23 protein-coding genes are annotated in these 22,625 nt (G+C 69.4%); 12 read left to right on the plus strand and 11 right to left on the minus strand.

Annotation, left to right across the window (positions count from 1 at the left end; all coding sequences use genetic code 11):
• Positions 1-6: 6 nt before the first annotated feature.
• On the minus strand, positions 7-2,937 hold the full coding sequence (locus ACFRAQ_RS11920) for a helix-turn-helix transcriptional regulator (protein ID WP_379097764.1): 2,931 nt from the start codon (positions 2,935-2,937) through the stop codon (positions 7-9).
• A gap of 177 nt (positions 2,938-3,114) precedes the next feature.
• Between ACFRAQ_RS11920 and ACFRAQ_RS11925 the strand changes: the two genes are divergently transcribed.
• Entirely contained in the window at positions 3,115-3,642 is a 528-nt protein-coding gene (locus ACFRAQ_RS11925; protein WP_379097767.1) for a hypothetical protein, read from the plus strand.
• Between the two features lie 7 nt (positions 3,643-3,649).
• Here ACFRAQ_RS11925 and ACFRAQ_RS11930 read toward each other — a convergent pair whose 3' ends face one another.
• Entirely contained in the window at positions 3,650-4,621 is a 972-nt protein-coding gene (locus tag ACFRAQ_RS11930) for a zinc-binding alcohol dehydrogenase family protein (protein WP_379097769.1), read from the minus strand.
• Positions 4,622-4,705: 84 nt separating this feature from the next.
• Between ACFRAQ_RS11930 and ACFRAQ_RS11935 the strand changes: the two genes are divergently transcribed.
• On the plus strand, positions 4,706-5,284 hold the full coding sequence (locus tag ACFRAQ_RS11935) for a TetR/AcrR family transcriptional regulator (RefSeq protein WP_379097771.1): 579 nt from the start codon (positions 4,706-4,708) through the stop codon (positions 5,282-5,284).
• Here the strand turns inward: ACFRAQ_RS11935 and ACFRAQ_RS11940 are convergent.
• Positions 5,266-5,664 (minus strand): winged helix-turn-helix transcriptional regulator, encoded by a 399-nt coding sequence (locus ACFRAQ_RS11940; protein ID WP_379097774.1) that lies wholly within the window; start codon positions 5,662-5,664, stop codon positions 5,266-5,268. The genes ACFRAQ_RS11935 and ACFRAQ_RS11940 overlap by 19 nt on opposite strands.
• Before the next feature lie 111 nt (positions 5,665-5,775).
• Here ACFRAQ_RS11940 and ACFRAQ_RS11945 point away from each other — a divergent pair, with 111 nt between their 5' ends.
• On the plus strand, positions 5,776-6,711 hold the full coding sequence (locus ACFRAQ_RS11945) for an NADP-dependent oxidoreductase (RefSeq protein WP_379097777.1): 936 nt from the start codon (positions 5,776-5,778) through the stop codon (positions 6,709-6,711).
• A gap of 21 nt (positions 6,712-6,732) precedes the next feature.
• On the opposite strand, the gene ACFRAQ_RS11950 is transcribed toward ACFRAQ_RS11945, so the two are convergent.
• The 4 genes from ACFRAQ_RS11950 to ACFRAQ_RS11965 are packed head-to-tail and all read right to left on the minus strand — an operon-like array spanning position 6,733 to position 10,650.
• Positions 6,733-7,356, minus strand: a complete 624-nt coding sequence (locus tag ACFRAQ_RS11950; RefSeq protein WP_379097780.1) for an NUDIX hydrolase — start codon at positions 7,354-7,356, stop codon at positions 6,733-6,735.
• Positions 7,357-7,366: 10 nt separating this feature from the next.
• Complete coding sequence (locus ACFRAQ_RS11955) at positions 7,367-8,620, minus strand: adenylosuccinate synthetase (RefSeq protein ID WP_379097782.1); 1,254 nt, start codon at positions 8,618-8,620, stop codon at positions 7,367-7,369.
• Between the two features lie 24 nt (positions 8,621-8,644).
• On the minus strand, positions 8,645-9,625 hold the full coding sequence (locus ACFRAQ_RS11960; RefSeq protein ID WP_379097785.1) for a hypothetical protein: 981 nt from the start codon (positions 9,623-9,625) through the stop codon (positions 8,645-8,647).
• A 5-nt stretch (positions 9,626-9,630) separates the two neighbouring features.
• A complete protein-coding gene (locus ACFRAQ_RS11965) occupies positions 9,631-10,650 on the minus strand; it encodes a hypothetical protein (protein ID WP_379097787.1) in 1,020 nt (339 codons plus the stop codon).
• A gap of 277 nt (positions 10,651-10,927) precedes the next feature.
• Between ACFRAQ_RS11965 and ACFRAQ_RS11970 the strand changes: the two genes are divergently transcribed.
• The 5 genes from ACFRAQ_RS11970 (at position 10,928) to ACFRAQ_RS11990 (ending at position 16,192) form a co-directional block, all read left to right on the plus strand.
• Complete coding sequence (locus ACFRAQ_RS11970) at positions 10,928-11,773, plus strand: alkaline phosphatase family protein (RefSeq protein WP_379097790.1); 846 nt, start codon at positions 10,928-10,930, stop codon at positions 11,771-11,773.
• A 112-nt stretch (positions 11,774-11,885) separates the two neighbouring features.
• Positions 11,886-13,172 (plus strand): MFS transporter, encoded by a 1,287-nt coding sequence (locus tag ACFRAQ_RS11975; RefSeq protein WP_379097793.1) that lies wholly within the window; start codon positions 11,886-11,888, stop codon positions 13,170-13,172.
• A complete protein-coding gene (locus ACFRAQ_RS11980; RefSeq protein ID WP_379097796.1) occupies positions 13,169-14,146 on the plus strand; it encodes a TolB family protein in 978 nt (325 codons plus the stop codon). Before ACFRAQ_RS11975 ends, ACFRAQ_RS11980 begins: the two co-directional genes overlap by 4 nt.
• Positions 14,147-14,290: 144 nt before the next feature.
• Positions 14,291-14,854, plus strand: coding sequence for a DUF4334 domain-containing protein (locus ACFRAQ_RS11985; protein WP_379097799.1), 564 nt, complete (start codon positions 14,291-14,293; stop codon positions 14,852-14,854).
• A gap of 78 nt (positions 14,855-14,932) precedes the next feature.
• Positions 14,933-16,192: an FAD-dependent oxidoreductase gene (locus tag ACFRAQ_RS11990; RefSeq protein ID WP_379097802.1), complete on the plus strand. Its 1,260-nt coding sequence runs from the start codon at positions 14,933-14,935 to the stop codon at positions 16,190-16,192.
• Here ACFRAQ_RS11990 and ACFRAQ_RS11995 read toward each other — a convergent pair.
• Positions 16,158-16,784 (minus strand): alpha-ketoglutarate-dependent dioxygenase AlkB, encoded by a 627-nt coding sequence (locus tag ACFRAQ_RS11995; RefSeq protein WP_379097805.1) that lies wholly within the window; start codon positions 16,782-16,784, stop codon positions 16,158-16,160. The two genes, ACFRAQ_RS11990 and ACFRAQ_RS11995, sit on opposite strands and share 35 nt — an antisense overlap.
• Before the next feature lie 122 nt (positions 16,785-16,906).
• Here ACFRAQ_RS11995 and ACFRAQ_RS12000 point away from each other — a divergent pair, with 122 nt between their 5' ends.
• From ACFRAQ_RS12000 to ACFRAQ_RS12010, 3 genes are read left to right on the plus strand one after another with little or no spacing between them, the layout of a single operon-like run.
• Positions 16,907-17,680 (plus strand): hypothetical protein, encoded by a 774-nt coding sequence (locus ACFRAQ_RS12000; RefSeq protein WP_379097808.1) that lies wholly within the window; start codon positions 16,907-16,909, stop codon positions 17,678-17,680.
• Position 17,681: 1 nt separating this feature from the next.
• Positions 17,682-18,251: a hypothetical protein gene (locus tag ACFRAQ_RS12005; RefSeq protein ID WP_379097811.1), complete on the plus strand. Its 570-nt coding sequence runs from the start codon at positions 17,682-17,684 to the stop codon at positions 18,249-18,251.
• Between the two features lie 7 nt (positions 18,252-18,258).
• Entirely contained in the window at positions 18,259-19,053 is a 795-nt protein-coding gene (locus ACFRAQ_RS12010; RefSeq protein ID WP_379097813.1) for a hypothetical protein, read from the plus strand.
• On the opposite strand, the gene ACFRAQ_RS12015 is transcribed toward ACFRAQ_RS12010, so the two are convergent.
• Positions 19,054-19,935 carry an alpha/beta fold hydrolase gene (locus ACFRAQ_RS12015; protein ID WP_379097816.1) on the minus strand — a complete coding sequence of 294 codons (882 nt, stop codon included), beginning with the start codon at positions 19,933-19,935 and terminating at the stop codon, positions 19,054-19,056. It lies immediately after the preceding gene.
• Between the two features lie 29 nt (positions 19,936-19,964).
• Positions 19,965-20,861 carry an alpha/beta fold hydrolase gene (locus tag ACFRAQ_RS12020; RefSeq protein ID WP_379097819.1) on the minus strand — a complete coding sequence of 299 codons (897 nt, stop codon included), beginning with the start codon at positions 20,859-20,861 and terminating at the stop codon, positions 19,965-19,967.
• Positions 20,862-20,969: 108 nt separating this feature from the next.
• On the opposite strand from ACFRAQ_RS12020, the gene ACFRAQ_RS12025 reads away from it, so the two are divergent.
• Positions 20,970-21,563 (plus strand): TetR/AcrR family transcriptional regulator, encoded by a 594-nt coding sequence (locus ACFRAQ_RS12025; RefSeq protein WP_379097822.1) that lies wholly within the window; start codon positions 20,970-20,972, stop codon positions 21,561-21,563.
• 6 nt (positions 21,564-21,569) lie between these two features.
• On the opposite strand, the gene ACFRAQ_RS12030 is transcribed toward ACFRAQ_RS12025, so the two are convergent.
• Positions 21,570-22,460, minus strand: coding sequence for an alpha/beta fold hydrolase (locus ACFRAQ_RS12030; RefSeq protein WP_379097825.1), 891 nt, complete (start codon positions 22,458-22,460; stop codon positions 21,570-21,572).
• Positions 22,461-22,625: the final 165 nt, after the last annotated feature.

Below are 22,625 nucleotides of genomic sequence, written 5' to 3' on the forward strand. Positions count from 1 at the left end.
CTGCGTTCAGTCCGTCCGGTCCAGTTCCGCGAGCTTGTGCGCGATCCCGCCGCGACCGGTGAGTCCCAGTTTGCGCAGGATGCGACCCAAGTGGTCTTCCACGGTGCGGGGGCTCAGGAAGAGCTTCTCGGCGATGTCCTTGTTGGTGAGTCCCCGCGCCGCCAGCTCGGCGACCTCGCGTTCACGTTCGCTCAATATGGTCGCGCCACTCACACTGCGATGACCCGCCAGCCTGCGTTGCGCGGTGGTGGCGGCGGTGAGCAGCTCGTGTGCGCCGGCAGCCGCGAATTCCTCTCGGGCGGCGGCGATTCGCGCGGTCGCGGTGGCGAAATCGCCTCGCTTCCCGTCGATTTCGGCGGCCACCAACATGGCCTGGGCGCGAAAGACCGGCATCCCGGCCTGACCGTAGTGCGCGATCGCCGCCGTGGCCGCCCGGGCGGCGGCCTCGAGATCGCCTCGGGCACAGAGATATCCAGCGCGCGCCCGCGCGGCCGAGGCCCGCTGTCCAGGCAGGTCGAGCCGTTCGGCCACGTCGTGGGCCCGCTCCACCAGCGCCCCCGCCGCGTCGAGGTCGCCGTGGGCGAGGCAGGCCAGTGCGCCGACCGCGAGCTCCGCGGCCCGCATCGGATGTTCCCGCGACGCCGCGTCCACGGGTTCCGGCGTCAGGGCCGTATCGGCGACGGGCTCGGCGGAGCCCATCGCCGACGGCGCGGTCGCAACCCGTGGCAGTGCGACAGACGTTGTGGCGGTGGGCAGATCGGATGCCATGGCTTCGGTGGCCTGGGGCCGGGCCGGATGCGGTAGCCGCGCGGCGATTTCGGCGAGGGCCGCGTCGACGGTGGCGCACCACCACCGCATGGCGGGCCGGGGGAGGGCGTCGAGGGTGCGCCACCAGCGCAGCACCTCCGTGGCGGGCGCGGTGTCCTGGAGGATGCGGAGTTTGACGGCCCCGGCCAGTGGCGCGATGCCCGGGTATCCGTACAGCCGCGCGGTTTCCAGAGCGTCCTCGGCGGCGGCGAGCGCGTCATCGTAACGGCCGAGCTTGGCGAGGGAGTAGGCGTGGACGGTGTGCAGCTCCGGCAGCACGAAGCTGCGACCGTGCCGGTGGCTGACGGTGATAGCGCGTTCGATGTGCGTGAGGCCGGTGCGCTGGTCGTCGAGGAAGTACGCCATCCAGCCCAGCGCCGCTACCGCGTGCACGCCGTCGAGCAGCCGAGTGTCGTTGAGCTGCGCGAATTCTCGTTCGGCGATGCGGTACTCGGCCCGCGCCGCGCTCAGGTCCAGGCCGTTGAGTTGCCCCATGCTGCGCAGGGTGCGTGCCGCCGCTCGAATCGCCGGATCCCGCACGGCTCCCGACGCGAACAGCGCCCGAATCCGCACCTCCGCCTCCCGATCGCGGTTGTCCTGGGACTCCAGGATCGCCAGTTCCAGCTGCACCGAACCACTCTCGCCCGGATTCAGCCGTTCGACCGCCGACGCCAGCAGCTGTCGCGCACTGTCGATCCGGCCGAGAATCCGCTCGCATCGCGCGTACAGCAACACCGCCTCGTTGCTCGCCGGCTCTGCGGGGAGGTCCGTCGCCGGCAGGAGTGATTCCAGCACGTCCCGTGCCCGCTCGGCGGACCCGGACAACAGCAGCGCCCGCCCGAGCAGTAGTCGTGTCGCGTTCGCATCGCCGTCGAGGGCGGTGGTGGCACCGGGTGAGCTGGGGCCGGGGGCACAGTTCGGCGTGAGGCGGAGGGCGGCTTCGATCCAGCGGGCGCTGGTGGCGGGGGCGGTGGCGAGGGCTTGTTCGGCGGCGCGGATCAGTTCGGTGGCGGCGAGGTCGTCGCGGCTGCCGAAGGCGTGTTCGAGGTGGCGGGCGCGGCTCAGGACCGGGGCGTCGACGGTGCGCAGGAAGCGGGCGGCGCGGTCGTGGGCGGCGGCGCGCCAGGCGGGACCGGCGAGGCGGTAGGCGGCGGTGCGCATGAGGGGGTGGCGGAAGGCGACGGTGCCGCCGGTGACGGTGAGCCAGCCGCGCCGGGCGAGGTCGTCGACCGCGGCGTCGAGGTCGGTGCGCGTGACTTCGGCGGTGGCGCTGAGCAGTTCGGTATCGGCGGTCGCGCCGCAGACCGCGGCAGCCTGGGCGACGAGCTGTTCGCGGGGCGGCAGATGCGCGAGTTCGGCGCGCAGGGTGCGGTCCAGTGCCGCGTGCCCGAACCCGGTGTCGACGCGATCGTCGCGCAGTGCCTGATCCAGTTCCGCGGGCGTGAGTTCGGCCAGGACCTGCAGGTACAGCGGATTGCCGTGGGCCGCGGCGACGAGCCGGGCCCGGTGCGCCGGCGTCAGGTCCGGGAGCAGCGCGGTCGCCTCATCCGTGGACAGCGGCGGCACGCTCAGGTGGGTCACGTCGGCGCGCGGGCTCCGCAGGGCGGCACCGAGTTCGGCGGGAAACTGTCCGGTCCGATAGGCGAGGACCACGGTCGCGGGCATCGGCGACTGCCGGATCAGCACGGCCAGCACCTGCAGTGACGCCGGGTCTGCCCACTGCGCGTCATCGATGATCAGGACCGTGGGAGTGCCTGCGAGCCGGTGCCGCAGCCACCGCGCCGACTCCCTGGTATCGGCCGTCGCGATCCCGTGATCCGGTGTGGGGCCCTCGGGATCGCCCCCGCGGGCATCGCCGTTGCCTTCGCCGTAGCCATGGGCGTCGTGGTCGAGTTGGTCGGCGAGATCAAGCAGCACCTGGCGGGGCGTGGACCGCTCGTACTCGGTGCCCGCGACCGTGATCGTGCGCAGCCCCGCCGCGCGGGCATGCCGCACGGATTCGGCCAGGAGTCTGGACTTTCCGATACCCGCCGGACCCTCGACCAGGAACACACGGTGCCGGCCCGGCACGTGGTGGGTCGCGTCCAGTGCGGCGAGTTCGTGAACGCGGCCGACGAATGGCTCGATCACGCACTCCTTTCCGAGCGAACGGTCCCGAGCGGAGCCTAGCTCGACGCCGGGTTCGGGCCGATGCCGGGCCGATCCCGTGGTTCCACGGATGCTCGCCGATCGCGGTCCGGGTTTGGTTGTCGGGGTTCGAATGATGACCGGTGAGAGAGGTTCGTGGCAACGATGCAGGTGAGTTCGGTGGGAACGCGGCGCTGGTGGCGGCTGATTCCGGTGGCCGTGGCGGTTTTCGCACTGGCGCTGGCGGGTTGCTCGGTCGTGCAAAAGGGTGCGGACAGCATCAAGGACGCGGGGAAGTCCGAGACCGGACGTTCGAAGGTCGGCGATTGCATCAACGTTATCGAGGGGTCGATGATCAATTCCAAGACCGAGCCGGTGGACTGCGCCTCCCCGAAGGCGGTGTACAAGGTGGCCAAGCACTCCAGCGCCAAGGCCGAGTGCGCCGCCGATTACACCTCCTACGAGGAGACGATCAACGGCGCCTCGATGGCCTACCTGTGTCTGGCGCCGAACTTCCAGCCGGGCGCCTGCTATCACGAGAGCATGATGACCGGCTATCAGTACGCCGAATGCGGCACCAGCAACGCGAGCTTCCAGGTGCTGACCCGGATCGACGGCCAGTCGGACGAGAACCTGTGCGGCGAGGAAGCCGACAAGGTCATCACGCTGACCGAGCAGCCGACGACCTTCTGCCTGAAGGACCTCTGAGCTCTGATCAGCCGGCGCGCAGGATGATCGTGCCCTGGGCGGCGCGATCCTCCAGCAGCCGGTGGGCGTGCGCGGCCTGGTCGAGCGGCAGCACCCGATCCACCAGCGGCGTCAGCGAACCCGTCGCCGCCCGCCGCAGGGCGGGTTCGCGGGCCGCCGCCACCCCGGCCAGCCAGGCCGGACCGGAGCAGCCGGTGAGCGTCAGGCCGCGCATGATCAGATCCATCGCGCCGACCTGCGCGGGCGCGCCGGACAGGAAGCCGTAGCTGAGCATGCGCCCGCGCAGCGGGGTCATCAGGTCCAGGAGTTCGAGCGCGGATTCGCCTCCGACGGAGTCGAAGACGACATCCAGCGTCGCGCCGCCGAGCAGGTCAGCCAGCTGCCGCGTCCAGCCGGGCGTGTGGTGGTCGACGACGAGGTCCGCACCGAATTCGCGTGCCCGCGCGGCCTTTTCGGGACCACCCGCGGTGGCGATGACGCGGGCCGCGCCGTACTCCTTGGCGAGCTGGGTGAGATAGGCCCCGACACCGGTGCCCGCCGCTTCGACGAGGATGGTCTCGGTGCCGGTGAGCCGTGCGGTCTCGAGCAGGGGAATGGCGACCGACCCGCTCATGGCGACGGCCGCGGCGGCGTCGGTGCTCAGTCCGTCGGGAATCGGGGTGGCGGCGTGGGCGGGGACGCAGACCTGTTCGGCGTAGGTGCCGAAACTGTTGCTGCTCACCACGACTCGCTGCCCGACGAGTGCGGCGTCCACGCCCGCGCCGACTTCGGTGACGACGCCCGCGGCCTGGGTGCCGAACACGAGGGGGAACTGCACCGGCAGCGGGAACGCCCCCGACCGCATCATGGTCTCGGGGAACAGTACGGGAATCGCCTCGGCGCGCAGCAGGATCTCCCCGGCCTGTGGGCGTGGTGCGGGGACCTCTCCGGCCACCAGGACGTCGGGTCCGCCGGTACCGGTCAATAGGATTGCTTGCATGGAGAACCTCACAAGTTGACTGACGGTCAAGATATGTCTGCGAAGATATTGACCGTCGGTCAAGTTGTCAATGGAAGTGGTGATATGAATCCGCCCAAGGAGCGCGCCGACGCGGCCCGCAACCGTCTGGCAATCCTGGCGGCGGCCCGCACGCTGCTCGCTGAGGAAGGTGCGGATGCGGCGACCATGGACCGCATCGCCGCCGCGGCGGGGGTGGCCAAGGGCACGCTGTTCCACCGGTTCGGCAACCGTGCGGGCCTGCTGTACGAGCTGGTCGCGGAGGGAGCGGTCGGTTTGATGGAGGCGGTGACCAGTGGTCCGCCGCCACTGGGCCCGGGCGCGCCCGCGGGCGACCGCCTGCTCGCCTACTTCGACGCCATGACCCGGCTGATCGCGGACGACCTCGAACTGAACGTCGCCTACCAGGCGCTCCCGCCGCATCCACGCCGCGATGAATTCCACGCCTTCTGGGCGAACCACATCAGCACCCTGCTCCGCGAGATCCGCCCCGATCTCGACGCCGAGGTGGTCGGCGGTCTACTGCTCGCGCCGCTCGGCGGTGAACTGGTGCCCTACCTGGTCCGTTCGGGCCAGCGCGACCGCCTCCTCGACGGTGTCCGGCAACTGGTCCTCTCGGTGATCGATCAGCCCGCGGCGTCGTAGCTTTCGCGGGCCGCGAGCACATCCTCGATATGCGTCTCGGCCCAGTTCTTGATCGCCCGCATGACCGGCAGCAAACTCTGCCCGAGTGCGGTGAGCCGATAGTCGACCCGCACCGGGACCGACGGTGTGACGGTGCGGCTCACCAGTCCGTCGCGTTCCATGCCGCGCAGGGTCTGGGTGAGCATCTTCTGGCTGACTCCGGCGACGATGCGATTGAGATCGCTGTATCGGCGGGGACCGTCGGCGAGCGCGTTGAGCAGCAGGCTGACCCATTTGTCGCTGATCCGGTCGAGCAGGTGCCGGGTGGGGCATTCCTGGATGTAGGCGTCATAGTCGCGCCGGGCCTCGGTGCGCCGCTGGGCGGCGGTCTTGGTCGCCATGACTCTCCCTGACGTTCGGTACGCACTCCGAGGTGCGTACTTCCCGATGGAGAGTAGCACTCCCTAGGTTCGGTGACGGGGTGGGAAACCGTACAGCAGAGGAGATTTCACATGCGTACCGTCATCGTTGGATCGTTCGGAGGCCCGGAGGTGCTGGAGGTGGCCGACGTTCCGGTGCCCGCGCCGGGCCCCGGGCAGGTGCGGATCCGGGTCGCCGCCGCGGCCGTGCAGCCGGTCGACCTGCACACCCGCTCGGGCGGATTGGCCCAGGCGGGTCTGATGCCGGCCCGCGAGGTGATCGGCTTGGGCTGGGATGTCGCCGGGACCATCGACGACATCGGTTCCGGTGTCACGGAATTCGCCATCGGTGACGCGGTGTTCGGCCTCTCCGATCGGCTCGATGTAGCCCTCGGCACGCACGCCGACCAGGTGATCCTGGATTCGTCGGCCGTCGCCCTCGCACCGCGCACGGTCTCGGCGATCGAGGCGGCGACGGTCCCGCTGAACGCTCTCACCGCCGCGCAATCCCTGGACCTGCTCGGCCTGGCCCCCGGCGCGACGGTGCTGATCACCGGCGCGGCCGGCGCGGTGGGCGGCTACGCGGTGGAACTGGCCGTGGCGCAGGGCATTCGAGTGGTCGCGACGGCGGGGTCCGCCGACGCGGACGCGGTGCGCAAGCTGGGCGCGGAGTTCTTCGTCCCGCGCGGCGAACGACTCGGTGACGCGGTGCGGGAGCTGGTCCCCGGCGGTGTCGACGGCGCGCTCGACGCGGCGGTGCTGGGCGTGGAGGCGCTCGACGCCGTCCGTTCGTCCGGTGCGTTCACCGCCCTGGTGGGTGGTGCCGAACCGGCGGCCCTGCGCGGAATCCGGGTGGCCAACACCTGGATTCGAGCCGACGGCCGCCGCCTGGCCGAATTGGCGGCCCTGGTCGACGCGGGCCGCCTGACCCCGCGCGTCGCCGAGACCTTCCCACTCGACCGCGCGGCGGACGCCCACCGTCTACTGGCCGCGGGGCAGCTGCGCGGTCGCCCGGTGCTGATCCCCTGACGCTCACCGAGCCCGGCGTGTTCAGGCGAAGGACCACACGGCGGCCGGGCGTCCGGTGGCTTTCACTCGGACGCGTTCGCCGGTGCGGGACAGGCCGGGCAGCGCGGCCAGGGTGCGGTTGAGGTTGCCCGGATCGGGTTTGGCGCCGTGCAGGGCGGTGGTGAGGCCGACCGCGCGGGTGGCGGTGAACTGGTCGCCGGTGAGGGCGCGGGTGAAAGTCAGGTCCTTCCACAGCATGTCGGCCAGCCGGTCCCGGGCGGCGGCGACGATCTGATTGTGGTCGAACGCCAGCGGCGGGACCGCGTCGAAGGGCACCCAGGTCGCGGTGTCGGATTCGTGTGCGCCGACGACCGCCCACATGGCGATGGACAGAGTCGGGCCACGCGGGTCGCGGTTGGGTTCGTCGAAGGTGGCGACCTGTCCGACGGCGAGGATGGCGTCCTCGGGCACCCCCAATTTGGTGTGCACCGCGCGGTGGGCGGCCTCGGCGAGGCGTTCACCGAGGCCGAGCAGCACGCCCGGCAGCGCGAGCTCTCCGGCGAACGGTTCCCACCGCCGCGCGGCGATGCCGAGCGTGGCGGTGGGGTCGTCGGGCCCGTAGCGCAGGGCGATCACGTCGATGGATACCGCGGATTGTTGCTCCACAAATGGACAATCATGCCTGAGCGGTGATCCGGACGGTGCGATCGGCTCGATCCGGGCCGTGGGCGGTGAGCACCACCGGCGCGCCGAGTTCGGCCTCCAGGTAGCCGGGGACGTCGCCGGGCAGGTCGGCCAGGGCCGGGGTGGCGGCGCTGAGCAGATCGGTGAGTCCCTGCTGGTGCTTCAGGTCCTGCCAGACCCCGCAGTCGAGGCGGTCGACGCAGCCGTCGGGGGTGAGATACCCGGTGGCGGTGCGGATGTCGCCGACCGCGTCGAGGTGGTTGACGGCCAGCCCGTCGATCCCGCCGCAGGCGTCGATCGCGTACCGCAGCAGCAGCGGATCGAGGTGCCCGCGCCGGAACGCGCCCTGGTAGACGCCGGTTCCATTGTGCGGCTCGGGAATCGACAGCGCGGGGTCCTCGGTCGGGAAGGGCCCCGCCCCGTGCCGCGTCAGGTAGGCCCGGGTCACGCCGAGCACGTAGCCGGGAGCCCCGATGCGCGCCAGCATGTCCCGCGCGTTGCGGGGTTCCACGGTCGACCAGGTCGTGTACGGGTGGGTTCCGCGCCATTCGTCGAGCAGCACGCCCTGCGCGCCCTCGAACACCAGCCGCCCGCTGCGCGCGAACCCCGCGAGCTGCTCACCGGGCAGGATGGCGACCGCGCCGGCGAAGGCGGTGTACGCCGCGACCAGATCGTCGATCGGATCGTAGCCGTGCCGCCCACCGGCGAGCAGCGGCGCGTAGTGCTCCTCGAGCGCGATCAGTTTGCGCCGCAGCACATCCGGTCGCGCGCAGTCGGCGACCCGCGGCGCGTCGTGGTCGAGGGCGTAGCTCGCGGTCTCCCCGATGCCGATGCCGCACGAACCGTGCCGGGCGGTACCCCTCGTATCCTCCCGGCAGCGGTTGGCGGCCCCGTGGATCGGCGTGGTGAGCAGGGCGCGTTCGTCGACGTAGAGCAGCGACAGCGGATCGGCGACCCCCAGCGCGGCGAGTTCGCGGGCCTCGGCCGCCAGTGCCAGGGGCTCGACGAGCATGTGCCGCGACAGCAGGGTCGGCACCCCCGACAGGGTGCCGGACCCGAACTGCCGGAAGGTGTGGTGGCGGCCGTCGGCGACCACATTGTGGGCGGCCTGCGCCCCGCCGTTGAACCGCACCACCGCGGCCACGTCGAGCCCGGCCCGCGGTGAGCACAGCCAGTCGACGGTGGCCCCTTTCCCGGCGTCACCGAAGCCGAGGTCCACCACGATCAGGTGCCGGTCGCCGAACATGAGCTTTCCCTTCGTTTTTCGTGATCAGAGATCGACGTCGTCGGTTCCGGTGGCGGCGGGCAGCGCGCCCATGCTGCGGCCGCGGCGGACCCCGCCCAGCGGTGCGAGCGCCTTGCCGACCGCGTCGGCCTCACCGGTCGACCCGATATCGCGCAGGTCGGCCAGCCCGGCCCCCAGATCGACGCGGCCCTCGCCGATCCCGATGGTCAGCGCGATGAGCTCGCACACCGCGGCCGGATCGTCGAGCCGCAGGAATCGCTCGCCCAGCAGCTCCCGCCAGTGTTCGGCGATCTCCGGATCCCGGTAGTAGCTGGACTGATTGGGCAGGATGTAGTGCACGTTCCACCGGTCGCCCAGCTCCCGGTAGATGGAGTCGACGGCGATGTCGCTGCGCACGTCGTCGCCGATGACGGCCTGGATGTGTCGCGCGGGCAGGCGCTTCTTGTTCAGCTCGTCGCCGACGATGAACAGGTAGCCCTTGCGTCCGCGCTTCTCCCACGCGTCGGTGACGGTGTGACGGGCGATGAAATACGCCGCCAGCTCATAGCTTTCGGACTTCTGCCCACCGCCGCCGCCTTCGAGCAGGATCAGCCGCAGCTGTTCGTCCATGCGGTTGTCGGATTCGAACTGCCCGACCTGCAGCGGCACCCGGTCGCTGTCGGCGTCGCCGATGGCCCCGAAGAGGATCTGCGGATCGTCGGCATAACCCTTGCGCTGCAACAGTCCGTGCAGTGTGGCCAGCTTCTCCTGCATGACCCGCGGCACCCGGCCCATGGACCCGGTGACGTCGAACAGCACCGCGATGGGCAGCGAGTTCCCGTGGTCGTCGGAGTCGCGCGACTCCCGCATGCCCACCCCGAACGGATCCAACGTCGGGTGCGCCTTCCACTGCTCCCACGGCGTGGACCGCATGTCGGCGGTGTAGCCGAAGTCGTCGAGTCCCGAGGCCGCGCGGAAGGTCCGCGCCGCGTCGTAGGCGCTGTCGTCCCAGCTTCCGTAACCCATTGCTATCACTTACCTTTCGTGAGCTCGAAGGGCCGGAAGCGGCGCTTCCCGTAGAGCCGGTCGAGCAGGTCGTCGAATTCGCCGAGCAGGTCCGCGGCGTCGGGCCGCAGTCTGGGATCGGCTTGCAGGCACCCGGTGGCGTAGGCGCGCATCGGGTCGGGCGCGCGTTCGCCGAGCATGGTGAGCATGAGGCGATGCGCGAGGTGGACGTCGGTGACGGGGGAGACCGCGTCGCGGATCTCGGGCGGATAGTCCAGCGACTTCAGTGTGGCCGCCGCGGGATTGCCCGGCCGGGTCGCGAAAGACCAGCCCACCAGCACGATTCCGTGCAGTCTCGGATGGACCAGCACATTGGCGGGGCTGATCGCGGTGTGCACCCAGCCCGCCAGCTGCGCCCCGGCGAGGCAGCGCAGCAGCCGCCGGTGCATCCACGCGTAGTCGCGCGGGTCGAGCCCGTCCGGATAGGCGGCGCGGACCTCCTCCATGGTCACGAAGCCGTCGGTCAGGCCGGCCAGCACATTGACCGTGCGCTGCTCGCCGGTGCCCGAGTCGAGATGGTCGACGGTGTCGACGAGTTCGGGGAAGTACGGCCGCAGCCACGCGTGCTCGGCGGTCACGGTCGCGATGTCGCGCAAGGCGTTTCGCTCACCGGCCAGCAACCGGTTGGCGGCCGCGCGGCGCGGGATCTTCACCACCCGATCCGAGCCGGAGCGGTACACGTCGGCGATGGATCCGGCCGCGTGCAGCGCGCCGACGGGATGCCGCCCGCGCGCCCCGGTCACCTCGAAGGCGGCTTCGTCCAGGTCCAGCCACCGCTGGTACAGCTCGGTGAGCCGGGCGAAGGCGGCGCCCGCGGCCGCCGCGTCGACAGCTTCGACCCGGTCGGGGTGGACCAGCGCGGCCAGCCGGTGATACCGGCGTCGAGCCGTCTGTCTGCTCGTGGAATCCGTTGCGGCGGAACCGAAGAGGTCTTCGGGCCGCCGAGCCGCCCGGATGGTCTCCGCGGTCTCTCGCGCTGTCGTCATGGTTTTAGGTTAGATGACTAAAACGAGCGGCGCCAGCGATTTCGCCAACTTTTTGTAGTTTCGACAAAAACGCTGGTGGTCGCCGGTTTGCTGTCTCGAAACTCGTGCTGCGGCAGCGGGACTCGGTCCGAGTCGGCGGAAAGTGGCCATGCGATTTGTTCACTTTCCCCACATCGGATGGCCGCAGAGCATTCGTCGTTCCGGCGCATGGCGGTTCTTAATATTGCGCGGCCCTGGCGGTGCTGCCGGGGCCCGCTCGAGTCCTTCAGGAGGATCTGTGTTCAGGAAGCGCATCGCTGCCGCCGTCATGTCGGCCGCCGCGTTCATCGGTATGGCGACGTCCGCGGTCGTCAATTCGTCGGAAGCCGCTGCGGCGGGCAGCGTTCCGGTGTTCGACCACATCGTGCTGGTGATGTTCGAGAACCATTCGTACTCGCAGATCAACGGCAGCTCCAGCGCGCCGTACTTCAACAACCTGGCCGGGCAGGGCGCGAAGTTCACCCAGTCCTACGGCGTCACCCACCCGAGCGAGCCCAACTACCTCGCGATGTTCTCCGGCTCCACCCAGGGCGTCACCGACGACAGCTGCCCGCACACCTACAGCGGCAACAACATCGCCAACCAGCTGCTCACCGCGGGCAAGAGCTACAAGAGCTACTCCGAGGCCATGCCCTCGGACGGCTACACCGGCTGCTCGAGCGGCACCTACCGTCGCAAGCACAACGCGGTCCCGAACTTCAGCAATGTGCCCGCGAGCGCGAACGTCCGGTTCAGCACCTTCCCGACCGACTTCTCGACTCTGCCGACGGTCTCCTACATCGCCCCCGACATGTGCAACGACATGCACGACTGCTCGGTCGGCACCGGTGACACCTGGCTGAAGAACAAGATGGACGCCTACGCGCAGTGGGCCAAGACCCACAACAGCCTGCTCATCGTCACCTTCGACGAGGACAACGGCGGTTCGTCCAACCACATCTTCACCACCTTCGTGGGCGCGCACACCCAGGTCGGCAGCTTCTCCAACCAGATCAACCACTACAACGTGCTCAGCACCATCGAGAGCGCCTACGGCCTGACCCACCTGAACCCCGCGGCGGAGATCACCAACGTGTGGAACTGACCGTTCACCGGGCAACCGGACCGATCGGCAGCTGACATGACCCCGCTCGCGGACCCGACGATGTGTCCCGAGCGGCTTCCCCGCGACTCCCTGAGGTAGTACACCCATGTACATGTCCACGATCGACCGCCCGCATTCCGGGGGCGACGACGCGACACCGTCGCGCCGCAAGGCGTTCTTCCTGTTGAGCGGCAATGTGTTCGCGCTCGGCGCCGTCAGCCTGGTCACCGACATCTCCTCGGAGATGATGACCGCGGTGCTGCCGGTGTACCTGGTCGTCGGACTGCATCTGAGCCCCGCCGCCTACGGCGTCGTCGACGGCACCTACACCGGCGCGACCGCGTTGCTGCGGCTGATCGGCGGCTACGTCGCCGACCTGACCAACCGCCGCAAACTCATCGCCGGACTGGGCTACGGCCTGTCGGCGATCGCGAAACTCGGCATGCTGGCCGCGGGCAGCGCCATCGGCGCGATCGGCGCGGTCATCGCCGTCGACCGCACCGGCAAGGGCCTGCGCACCGCCCCCCGCGATGCCCTGATCACGCTGTCCACCCCGCCACGGCTCTACGGCCGCGCGTTCGGCGTGCACCGGACGATGGACACCATCGGCGCGTTCGCCGGACCCTTGGTCGCGATCGGCATCCTCGCCGCCACCGCGCAGGCCTACGACGCGGTGTTCGTGGCCAGCTTCTGCATCGCCGCGTTCGGCGTCCTGATCCTGGTGTTGTTCGTCCGCGACCACCGCGACGAGCAACCCGCCAAGGGCGCGGTGTCACCCCGCGCGCTGGGCGGGCTGATCCGGCTCGCGCCGGTGCGCCGACTGGTGGCCGCGGCCTGCCTGGCCGGACTGGTGACCATCGGCGACGGCTTCGTCTACCTGCTGCTGCAGCAGCGGGAACACCTGAGCGTCAGCTGGTTTCCGCTGCTCGCGGTCGGCACCAACCTGTCGTACCTGGTGCTGGCCACCCCGCTGGGCATGCTCGCGGACAAGATCGGCCGCCTGACCGTGGTGCTCGGCGGCTACACCGCGCTGGTGCTGGTGTACCTGCTGCTGTTCGGGCCGTTCGGCGGCACCGCGCTGCTGGTGGTGGTGCTCGCGCTCTACGGCCTGTTCTACGCCGCGACCGACGGCGTGCTGATGGCGCTGGCCGGTCCGGTGCTGCCGAAAGCCCTGCGCACCACCGGGATCGCGCTGATCCAGACCGGGCAGGCGCTGTCGTACCTGGTGTCGTCGGTGCTGTTCGGGCTGGCCTGGAGCCTGTGGGGTCCGGAGAACGCGAGCCGGGTCGCCGCGGGTCTGGTGGCGGTGGCCGTGGTCGTGATCTTCGTGCTGCTGCGCGGGGTGGAGACCGCCCAGACCGCCGAGGACGTCGCCGAGATCGCGGAGGAGCACGCGTGAATCCCCGGATCGTGCTGGCCCTGCTCGGGGCGGTCGTCCTGGCCGCGGTCGCCGTCGGCTACGGCGTGGTCACCGGGACGCGCGCGCAACCCGCCATCGCCTACGAAGCGCTGAACATCGCGCCCGGGCCCCGAATCTTGTTCCGCAGCACCGCGGCCGAGAGCAAGGGTCATGTGGCGATGGTGTCCGCCGCCGACCCGGGCGCGGCCCGCTCGGTGTCGAAACTCGAATGCCTGCGCGTGGCCGCGGCGGCCGGGACCGGCATCTGCCTGCGGCCCGACGGCCCGCTGGCCACCTTCCAGGCCGCCATCCTGGACGCCGATCTGACCGTGACGCGGGAGATCCCGCTGGTCGGCGTGCCCAATCGCACCCGATTGTCCGGCGACGGGCGGATGGCGGCCTGGACGGTGTTCGTGGCGGGCGACTCCTACAACAACGGCCGCTTCTCCACCCGCGCCGGACTGGTCGACCTGACGACCGGCGACATGATCGATTCCCTGGAATTCCTGTCGGTCGTGGTCGACGGCCGCCCCTACACCGCCGCCGATCTCAACTTCTGGGGCATCACCTTCGCCGCGGACCACAACACCTTCTACGCCACCATGTCCACCGACGGCCGCCGCTACCTCGTGCAGGGCGATATGGCGGCGAAGACCGTGCGCACCATCGCGCAGAACGTGGAATGCCCGTCGCTGTCGGCGGACGGCAAGCGGATCGCGTTCAAGTCGGCGAACGACGGCGACCCCGCGAAGGGCTGGCGGCTCTCGGTACTGGACCTGGCTTCGGGCGTCCGCACCCCGCTGGCCGAAACCCGCAGCGTGGACGACCAAGCGGCGTGGCTGGACCCGAACACCATCGGCTACGCCGTCTCGCGCGGCGGCGATGACGCCGACATCTGGGCGGTCCCGGCCGACGGCTCGGGCAGTCCGCGGCTGCTCGTGCCGCACGCCGAATCGCCGGCGGCCCTGGGCTGAACGGCCCGCGGCCCCCCGGGAACCAGTATCGACATATTCGGCCAATCCGGTCGTCAGAATGTCACTGGAGCTCTACCGGCCACCGCCGGGGCCGCCGTTAGGGTGAGAGAAATCCTGTCGTCCACTCTCACCAAGGAGATCATGATGGTTGCCGCCGACTCGGCGACGGACGGTGCCGCGCGCCTGGAGACCCTGATCGCGGGCGTGGCGACGGCGGCCCAGGCCTGGGATCTGTTCGACAGCCTGCCGCCGGTGGACGCGGACGAGGTCACCACCGGTCGCTGGCGCGGCGCGGAAGTGGGCACCGGCCACCCGTGGGACGGCATGCTGGTCGAAACAGGCTGGTACGGAAAGCAGTTCGACAGCGCCGACCATGTCCAGCCGCTGCTGTTCCAGGCCCCCGACGGCGAGATCTTCCCGGTCGACCCGCGCCGGGTGCCGCTGTTCCTGGCGGGCAAGGTGCCGGTGGCGGCCCTGTCCCCGGTACGCCGCTCCCTCGGCGTGCTGCGGCCGATGCTGCGGACGGCCGCCCCGAAGGCTCGACTGCGGAATCTCGAGTTCCGTGGAAAGTCCAGCGTCGCAATGATCTACGACCACCTGCCGATCATCGACATCTTCCGCCGCGTCGACGCGGACACCCTGCTCGGTGTCATGGATATGCGCGGACTCGACGAACCGTATTTCTTCGTCCTGTACCGCGACCGCTAGCCGCGGTGCGACGGCTGTGCCCGAGCCGGACTCGTCCTACCATCGACGGTGACGGCGTCTTCGGCTCGGGAGGTCCCGATGGAACGCACGACCTGTCTCATCGCCGGTGGGGGACCGGCGGGCATGTTCCTGGGGCTGATGCTGGCCCGGGCGGGCGTCGAGGTCACCGTGCTGGAGAAACACGGTGACTTCCTGCGCGACTTCCGCGGCGACACCGTGCACCCCACCACCCTGGACCTCATCGAGGCCCTCGGCCTGAGCGAGGACTTCGCGAAACTGCCGCAGCGGCGGCTCACCTCGATCCAGACCCCGATCGGCGGGCGGCTGGTTCCGCTGGCGAGCTTCGACCACATCCCGGGGCGGCACAAGTACATCGCGATGGTGCCGCAGTGGGATCTGCTCGATCTGCTCGCCCGCGCGGGCGACAACGAACCGACCTTCCGGTTGCGTATGCGGACCGAGGCCGTCGACCTGCTGCGCACCGGCCCGACGGTGACCGGCGTCCGCTATCGCACCGCGGACGGCGCGACCGGGGAGATCCACGCCGACCTCACCGTGGCCGCCGACGGTCGCGGTTCGGCGCTGCGCGCGGCGGCCGGTCTCGGCGGTCGCCAGTGGGCGACGCCCTTCGACGCCTGGTGGTACCGGATCCCGCGCCACGGCACCGATCCCGCCGGACTGATCCCGGTGGTCAGCGCCGACCGCGTCGCCGTCCTGTTCGATCGCGGCGACTACTGGCAGAGCGCGACCCTCATCGCGAAAGGCAGTGACACGCGGCTGCGGGCCGAGAAGCCGGTCGGCGAGATCATGCGCGCCCTCGCCGAGGTGGTCCCGTGGCTGGCCGACCGCGCCGACGCCGTCCACGACTGGGACGAGGTGAAACTCCTCGACGTCAAACTCGATCGGCTCGACCACTGGTACGCCGACGGACTGCTCTGCCTCGGCGACGCCGCCCATGCCATGTCACCGATCGGCGGGGTCGGCATCAACCTGGCCGTCCAGGACGCGGTGGCCGCGGCCCGCATCCTCGCCCCGAAACTGCTGTCCCACACCGTCGCCACCGCCGACCTGGCCCGCGTCCAACGCCGTCGCCGGCTGCCCACCGCCGTCATCCAGGGCATGCAGCGCTTGGCCCACGCGCAGGTCGTGCGGCCCGCGGTGTCGGGCCGGTTGAATATCGCCGACCTCCCGCGAACGCCCTTGCCGCTGCGGATCTTCCGCCGCATCCCGGTCCTGCGCGAACTCCCGGTCTTCCTGGTGGCTCGCGGCGTCGTGTCCGAACCGATCCCGGAATTCGCCCGCGCTACCGGACGCCGCGCGGACGGAACTGGATGCTGATGCGCGGCCCCACCGGCCGCCTCGTCTTGGGCACCGCGTGCTCCCAGGTGCGCTGACACGAGCCGCCCATCACGATGAGATCCCCGTGCCCGAGCGCGTAGCGCACACTGGCCCCGCCGCCGCGTGGGCGCAGCAGCAGCGAGCGCGCCGCACCCACCGACACGATCGCCACCATGGTGTCGTCGGTGGCCCCGCGCCCGCTCGTGTCCCCGTGCCAGGCGACGCTGTCATCCCCGTCGCGGTAGTAGCACAGGCCCGCCGTGGTGAACGGCTCGCCGAGTTCCCGGGAGTAGAACGCGCTCAGCGCGTCGCGTGCCTCGGTGAGGATGGGGTCGGGTAGCTCGCGCTCTTCGTCGTAGAACGACAGCAGCCGCGGCACATCCACCACCCGGTCGTACATGGCCCGCCGATCCGCCCGCCACGGCACCTGGCTCGCGAGCCGCTCGAACAGTACGTCGGCCCCGCTCAGCCAGCCGGGCAGCACATCCACCCACGCGCCGTCGCCGAGCTCGGTACGCCGGACCGAATCCAGCGCACCCAGCTCGACCTCCCCGAACCCGTCGAGCAGAGATCCCTGCAATGGCGTCGACATGCGCACGAAGCTACCACAGTTCGAACATGTGTTCCCATCGAATTGCCGACTCCGCGCCGTGCGCCTGTGCTATTTTTCGCTCTGGGTCCACAGGCATCACCACCACTTCCGGAGGTTGAGACATGGATCAAGAGACACTGCTGCAACTCGCCGCCGATGAGCTCGCCAAGCGGTCGCTCAGATATCGCGAGATCGAGATTCTCGACTACGTCCCGACACAACCGGATCGGGCGCTGCTGTGCCAGGAAGGCTGCGTGCGGGTCATCGTCGCCCCCGAAGGCGATCCGCTGCTGCAACGGGTGCGAGAGGCCGTCACCCTGCGCAACGGCGACGATATCGACCTGATGGAGAATGCGATCAAGCCTCGTTTCGAGGGGCGTACCCAACTGTCGCCCTATCAGGCCTGGCGGTTGCTCGAGCGCGCTCCGGTATTCGCGACCATTCGATACGGCGGCCGCACCCTCGCGACGAACGTCTTCCCGCCCGACGGCCTCGGCCTGGTAGTCCTGGACAATCCGTACAACGGTGGCGCGCTGAGCCCGACACATCTGACCCTGGTCGAGCACCGGCGTGACGGTACGGACGCCGGGTTGCAGGCCATAGCCCTCAGATTCGAGCCGCCGCTGACCCCGGCCGAACGCGCCGCCTTGGCGCAGGTGCCCGAGGACCAGCTGGAAGGCAATCTGACCATCAACGCGAGTTGTTGCGATAACGCCACCTTCATCATGTGGGCCGCCATGGCCGTCACCGTCGCGGTCATCTGTACGGCCGCCGTCATGGCCGAGGAGGCCGACCAGCAACACCTGACGGACGAGCGGATACGGAATCTGGGCCCGGCGGCCACGGCGCGGGAGCTGCTCGACATCCGGCGCGAAGCCCTCGGGCACGTGCACTGACATGACGCTCGATGACCTGATATTCGTCGCACTCGCCATATTTCTGTCGTCGTGGCTGACGCTGTCGGCGCTCTGCCAAATACCCCGGGACATCGAGAAATGGGAGGCCACCCGGTGGGAGCGGTGGATCCGCACCCGCGACGTCTGCGGACTCATCCCGCGCTGGCACTTCTTCGCGCCGACACCGGCCACCGATGATCTGCATCTGCTGTACCGCGATCGATTGCCGGACGGGCGCATCACCCGCTGGCGTCAGATACCTCCGGGCGCGTCACCGAAATGGATCGGTCCGGTGTGGAATCCGCGCCGACGGCAGAACAAGGCGCTGATCGACATCTCGGTCGAACTCGGGAAGACGGCCGTGTCCCTGGCCGGCGACACCGCCGGGATCCAACTCTCGCTGGCGTATATCGCGACGCTCAACTTCGTGAGCGGTCTGCCGCGGGACTACCGCGCCGACGGCACCCAATTTCTCATCATGCGGTCGAAGGGAATGGACGAGGACGTGGACCACGACGTGATCTTCCTGTCGCCCATGCATTCGTCGGAACCCGCGCTGAGCGCCCGGTAGTCGGCCTATGTTCGCTCCCTCGGACGCGCTGTATCTGTCGGCGGCGATCGGTTCGGTCGCCGTCGTCATCGGATCGTCGGAGCGGCTGGCGGCGCCCCGGCTGCTCGCCGACGGCGCCCTCGCCGGATGGCCGGTCTCGGCCACCAGCATCCCCTTGCTGACCAGGAGGTCCTTCCAGAGCAGCGTCGGACGGCTGCTGGTCTACCCGCGAGTGCTCGGCCTCGTCGCCGCCTGTCTGGCCTGCGCGGTGCTGCTGGTCCTGCACCCGTCGTCCGCTCTGAACGCCTTGGCGGCCACCGTGATCGCCGCGACCTACATTCTGCTGAGCATGCGTTCCCGCTTCGGCGGTGATGGGGCGGACCAGATGACGATCGTCGTCTTCGTGGCCCTGGCACTCGCCTTCGCCATCGGGCAGGAGCGCGCCGAGGTGATCGTGCTCTGGTTCATCGCGGCCCAGGTGTGCCTCGCGTATGTCACCGCGGGGGTGGCGAAGCTGGTCAGCCCGGTGTGGCGGAGCGGCACGGCACTGCCGGAGATCTTGGCGACCCGAGCCTATGGGCATCGGCGGGCCGCCAAGCTCCTCGCGCGTCATCGCACCGCCGCGGCGGCGATGTGCTGGTCGGTGATCCTGCTGGAATGCGGTTTCCCGCTGGTCCTACTGGGTATCGGACCGCTCACCTACCTGCTCGTGATCGGCGGCGCTCTCCTGCACGTCGGCACCGCGATCCTCATGCGCCTCAACACTTTCCTGTGGGCATTCCTCGCCACCTATCCAGCGGTCATCTTCTGCGCGACGGCCTGATCAGGCCCGCACCTGATCGTGCTGCTCCACGAATCCGAGGAAGCGCGGAATCACCGTTTCCGGTATCGCCCACAGCATTTCGTGCCCGACCCCGGGGTAGATCTCGATATCGGCCGCCGGAATGCACGCCCGCGCGTGCGCCGCGGCCGCGTGCGCGTCATTGGCGATCGTCTGCTCCCCGAACAGCACCAGCATCGGCGCGGTGACCCTCGACAGCTGCTCGTCGGGCAGTAGCCGTGACCACGGCATCGCGATGCGGAACTTCAACGCGGCCAACGTCAGAGTCCACATCTCCTCGGTGAGCTTCACCCCCGGAGTCATCCACTCCATGAACTTCTCCATCTTCTCCCGCGTGGGCCGGATCCCGCCGAGCAGGAACTTGAACAGCAGCCCCCATTTGGGCTTGGCGAACGACGCCGCATCGGGTTCGAGCATGGTGATACTGGCCAGCCGATCCGACCGCTGCGACGCGAACAGCAGCGATATCCACGATCCCCCCGAATACCCCGCCAAATGCACCCGCTCGGCCCCGATCCCGTCGAACACCTCGACCAGCCACCGCACGATGTCGTCCTGCCCCTTCAACGGCGCGGTCTGCTCACTGCGCCCCGCCCACCCCAGCGGATCCACCGTGTACACGACATGCTCCCGCGACATCTCCTCGATGAACGGCATCCAGAACAACCCCATCCCCGGCATCCCGGGCAACAACACGATCGGCGCCCCCTCGCCGTTCCCGGACCTGCGCACTCGCGTTGCGCCGAAAGAGGTTTCGACATCGAGGTCGGTCGCCGCCACCGGCCACTGCGCCGCCAGCTCGTCATAGGCCCGCAGGTAGTCGCTCTTCGCCTGCTCGTTCTTGAATCGCCCGATCTTGGCCATGTGATCCCCTTCTGTTCGTCGTTGAACGTCTAGTCGGCGAGCCGCAGCTCGGCCGGGTCGTGGGCGGCCGCGAATCGCAGGATCCGCTCCAGCACAGCGGCTTTGAACGGTCCCTGGAACAGCAGGCCATGCGTCGCACCCTGGTAGATCTCCACCTCGCAGTGCGGAATGTGCGCCCGAGCCCGTGTCGCGGCCTCCGTGGGATCTCCGAGCACCGACTCGGATCCGTAGACGAGCAGGGTGGGCGCGGTGATCGACCGCAGTTGCTCGTCGGTCAGCCGCTGCGGCCACGGCGTCCGGGTGCGGTAGCCGAGCGCGGCACGCGAGCACGCGATCTCCTCGTCGACGACCACACTGCCGGGCATGGCCCACTGCGCGGCCTTGCGCATGTTCTTCTCCGACGGCGGCATCGCGTATCGGATCATCGTGAAAAGAACCCGCCACGGCGTCTTGGCCACGGCCCCGCCCGATTCGACGATCATCAGGCTCGCCACCCGGTCCGAACCGTCGACGCCCGCCATGAACGCTCGCCACCCACCGTCGGAATAGCCCATGACATGCGCCTGCGGCAACCCCAGCGCCTCCAGGGTCTCGTCCAGCCAGATTCCGTAGTCGGCTCCGGACGTGATCGGCTCGGTCTGCACGCTGAGTCCCGGCGCGCCGACAGTGTCCAGGGCGTAGATCGTCCGTTCGGCCGCCAGACGCTCGATGATCGGATACCAGCAGGCCCCATTGCCGCCCAGCGGATGGATCAGCACCAGCGGCGCACCGGATCCGGAGCCGCACTTGCGAACATGTGTTGTCCCGTACGAGGTTTCGACATCGAACTCACTGGAGGGAATCGCCCACAGTGCCGACAGTGCGGCGTAGGCCTCCATATAGGCGTCGCGTGCCGCTTCGCTCTTCCATTGCCCGATCTTGGCCATCGCGCCTCCCCGCTCACCTTCGTTGGTGATACGAACATACCATAAAAATGATATGGGCGTACCATCAAAAGCTTCAATCCGTCAGAACGTCGTAAGAGAGCTGGTCAGATGCCCCGTTTGGTTGATCACGAGCAGCGGCGGTGGGAAATCACCACCGCCGCACGCACAGTCATCGCCACCGGTGGGCTCGATGCCGCTACGTTTCAGGCGGTGGCGGCCGAGGCGGGGATCTCGGTGCGGCTGATTCAGTACTACTTCGGCACCAAGCGAGAACTGATGCTCGCCACACATACGGCGGTCGTGGCGGATTTCGGGGTGGGGTTCACCGAGCAGTTCACCAAGCTCGGGCCCGAGGTCACACCGCGGGAGATCATCCGGACCTTCGCGGTGGGGCTGTTGCCGCTCGATGAGCGAAGGCGGCAGGACAATCTGGTGTTCGCGGCCTTCCATGCGGCCAATCTGACCGGGAACACCGTCACCTCCGACGAGATGATGGGGGCGCCGCGCTATCTGGTCACCGTGATCACCGACCAGCTGCTGCGCGTTCGGGGGGCCGAATCCGATACACACACGGCGGAATTGGACGCCGAGATCATCGTCGGCGGGGTCAGCAGCATCACTCAGTTCGTGCTGGCGGGTGGCGCTACCCGGGAGCGGGCGGTCGAACTGCTCGACCGCCTGCTCGACAGGATGCTGCCATAAGGGCGCTCAGCCCTGCTGGTCGCCGATATGGGCGCGGACGAAATCGACGACGGCGTCGGTGAATTCGTCGTTGGCGTCGCTGGCCGCGGTGTGGGCGGCGGTGCCGATCTCGATGTACTCGGCGTGCGGGGTCAGGGCGCGGAACGCCGTCACCCCCTCCTCGCTGACCACGTCGGAGAGCGCGCCCCGCACCAGCAGGGTCGGGATGCTCAGCTGCTTCGCCGCGTTCTCGAGGGCCTCGGTGTGGACGTCGATCTCCTCGCCGCGTCCGTCGCGCGGGCCGCCCATCATGGCCGGATCCCAGTGCCAGTACCAGCGGCCGTCCGCACGCTTGCGCAGATTGCGTTGCAGCCCTTCGGGATTGCGGGGCCGGCGGCGGTGGGGGAGGTAGGCGGCGACGGCGTCGGCGGCCTCCTCGAGGCTGGCGAAGCCTTCGGGATTGCTGGAGAGGAAGTTGATGACGCGCTCGACGCCCTTGCGTTCGGGGCGGGGCACGACGTCGACGAGGACCAGGCCGGTGATGCGCGCGGCCTCGGGGTGGGTGGTGGCCATCAGGCCCGTGAGCCCGCCCATGGACGCGCCGACGATGAAGGCGGGCTTGCCCAGTTGTTCGAGCACCGCCATCAGATCCTCGACCATGGCCTCGCGGCGGTAGTTGCCGTCCGGATCCCAGTCGCTGTCGCCGTGCCCGCGCGCGTCGAGCAGCACCGCGTGCATGCCCGCTTTGGCCAAGGCCAGTCCGGAGTCCTTCCAGGATCCGCGGGTCTGCCCGCCGCCGTGGAGAAATACCACCAGTGGGCCGTCCTGGGGTCCCCAGCTGTCTCCGGCGATGGTGATGCCGCCGTACCCGCGGAAGTTGACCCGGGCGGGTTCGGTGAATTCAGCGTCATTGCTCACTCTCCGAGCATCGCACACGTCGATATACGGTGTATGACAACCGGCCGGTAGCTAGGACCGGGGAGTGATCAGGCGGCGTGAACCCCGCCACACTGGCCGGACGACCGTATTGCTGCGGACTTGCCGGTGACCCCGGCGAACACGGGTTCCGGCAGGTCGCGGCGG

The sequence above is a fragment of the Nocardia sp. NPDC056611 genome, assembly GCF_042792755.1.
Lineage (GTDB): Bacteria > Actinomycetota > Actinomycetes > Mycobacteriales > Mycobacteriaceae > Nocardia.

What these genes read in the sequence shown, in the direction of transcription:
- ACFRAQ_RS11930 (WP_379097769.1), bottom strand. Translation starts at nt 4,621, where the DNA reads ATGCAAGCAATCCTATTGACCGGTACCGGCGGACCCGACGTCCTGGTG.
- ACFRAQ_RS11935 (WP_379097771.1), top strand. Translation starts at nt 4,706, where the DNA reads ATGAATCCGCCCAAGGAGCGCGCCGACGCGGCCCGCAACCGTCTGGCA.
- ACFRAQ_RS11940 (WP_379097774.1), bottom strand. Translation starts at nt 5,664, where the DNA reads ATGGCGACCAAGACCGCCGCCCAGCGGCGCACCGAGGCCCGGCGCGAC.
- ACFRAQ_RS11945 (WP_379097777.1), top strand. Translation starts at nt 5,776, where the DNA reads ATGCGTACCGTCATCGTTGGATCGTTCGGAGGCCCGGAGGTGCTGGAG.
- ACFRAQ_RS11955 (WP_379097782.1), bottom strand. Translation starts at nt 8,620, where the DNA reads ATGTTCGGCGACCGGCACCTGATCGTGGTGGACCTCGGCTTCGGTGAC.
- ACFRAQ_RS11960 (WP_379097785.1), bottom strand. Translation starts at nt 9,625, where the DNA reads ATGGGTTACGGAAGCTGGGACGACAGCGCCTACGACGCGGCGCGGACC.
- ACFRAQ_RS11965 (WP_379097787.1), bottom strand. Translation starts at nt 10,650, where the DNA reads ATGACGACAGCGCGAGAGACCGCGGAGACCATCCGGGCGGCTCGGCGG.
- ACFRAQ_RS11975 (WP_379097793.1), top strand. Translation starts at nt 11,886, where the DNA reads ATGTCCACGATCGACCGCCCGCATTCCGGGGGCGACGACGCGACACCG.
- ACFRAQ_RS11985 (WP_379097799.1), top strand. Translation starts at nt 14,291, where the DNA reads ATGGTTGCCGCCGACTCGGCGACGGACGGTGCCGCGCGCCTGGAGACC.
- ACFRAQ_RS11990 (WP_379097802.1), top strand. Translation starts at nt 14,933, where the DNA reads ATGGAACGCACGACCTGTCTCATCGCCGGTGGGGGACCGGCGGGCATG.
- ACFRAQ_RS11995 (WP_379097805.1), bottom strand. Translation starts at nt 16,784, where the DNA reads ATGTCGACGCCATTGCAGGGATCTCTGCTCGACGGGTTCGGGGAGGTC.
- ACFRAQ_RS12000 (WP_379097808.1), top strand. Translation starts at nt 16,907, where the DNA reads ATGGATCAAGAGACACTGCTGCAACTCGCCGCCGATGAGCTCGCCAAG.
- ACFRAQ_RS12005 (WP_379097811.1), top strand. Translation starts at nt 17,682, where the DNA reads ATGACGCTCGATGACCTGATATTCGTCGCACTCGCCATATTTCTGTCG.
- ACFRAQ_RS12010 (WP_379097813.1), top strand. Translation starts at nt 18,259, where the DNA reads ATGTTCGCTCCCTCGGACGCGCTGTATCTGTCGGCGGCGATCGGTTCG.
- ACFRAQ_RS12015 (WP_379097816.1), bottom strand. Translation starts at nt 19,935, where the DNA reads ATGGCCAAGATCGGGCGATTCAAGAACGAGCAGGCGAAGAGCGACTAC.
- ACFRAQ_RS12020 (WP_379097819.1), bottom strand. Translation starts at nt 20,861, where the DNA reads ATGGCCAAGATCGGGCAATGGAAGAGCGAAGCGGCACGCGACGCCTAT.
- ACFRAQ_RS12025 (WP_379097822.1), top strand. Translation starts at nt 20,970, where the DNA reads ATGCCCCGTTTGGTTGATCACGAGCAGCGGCGGTGGGAAATCACCACC.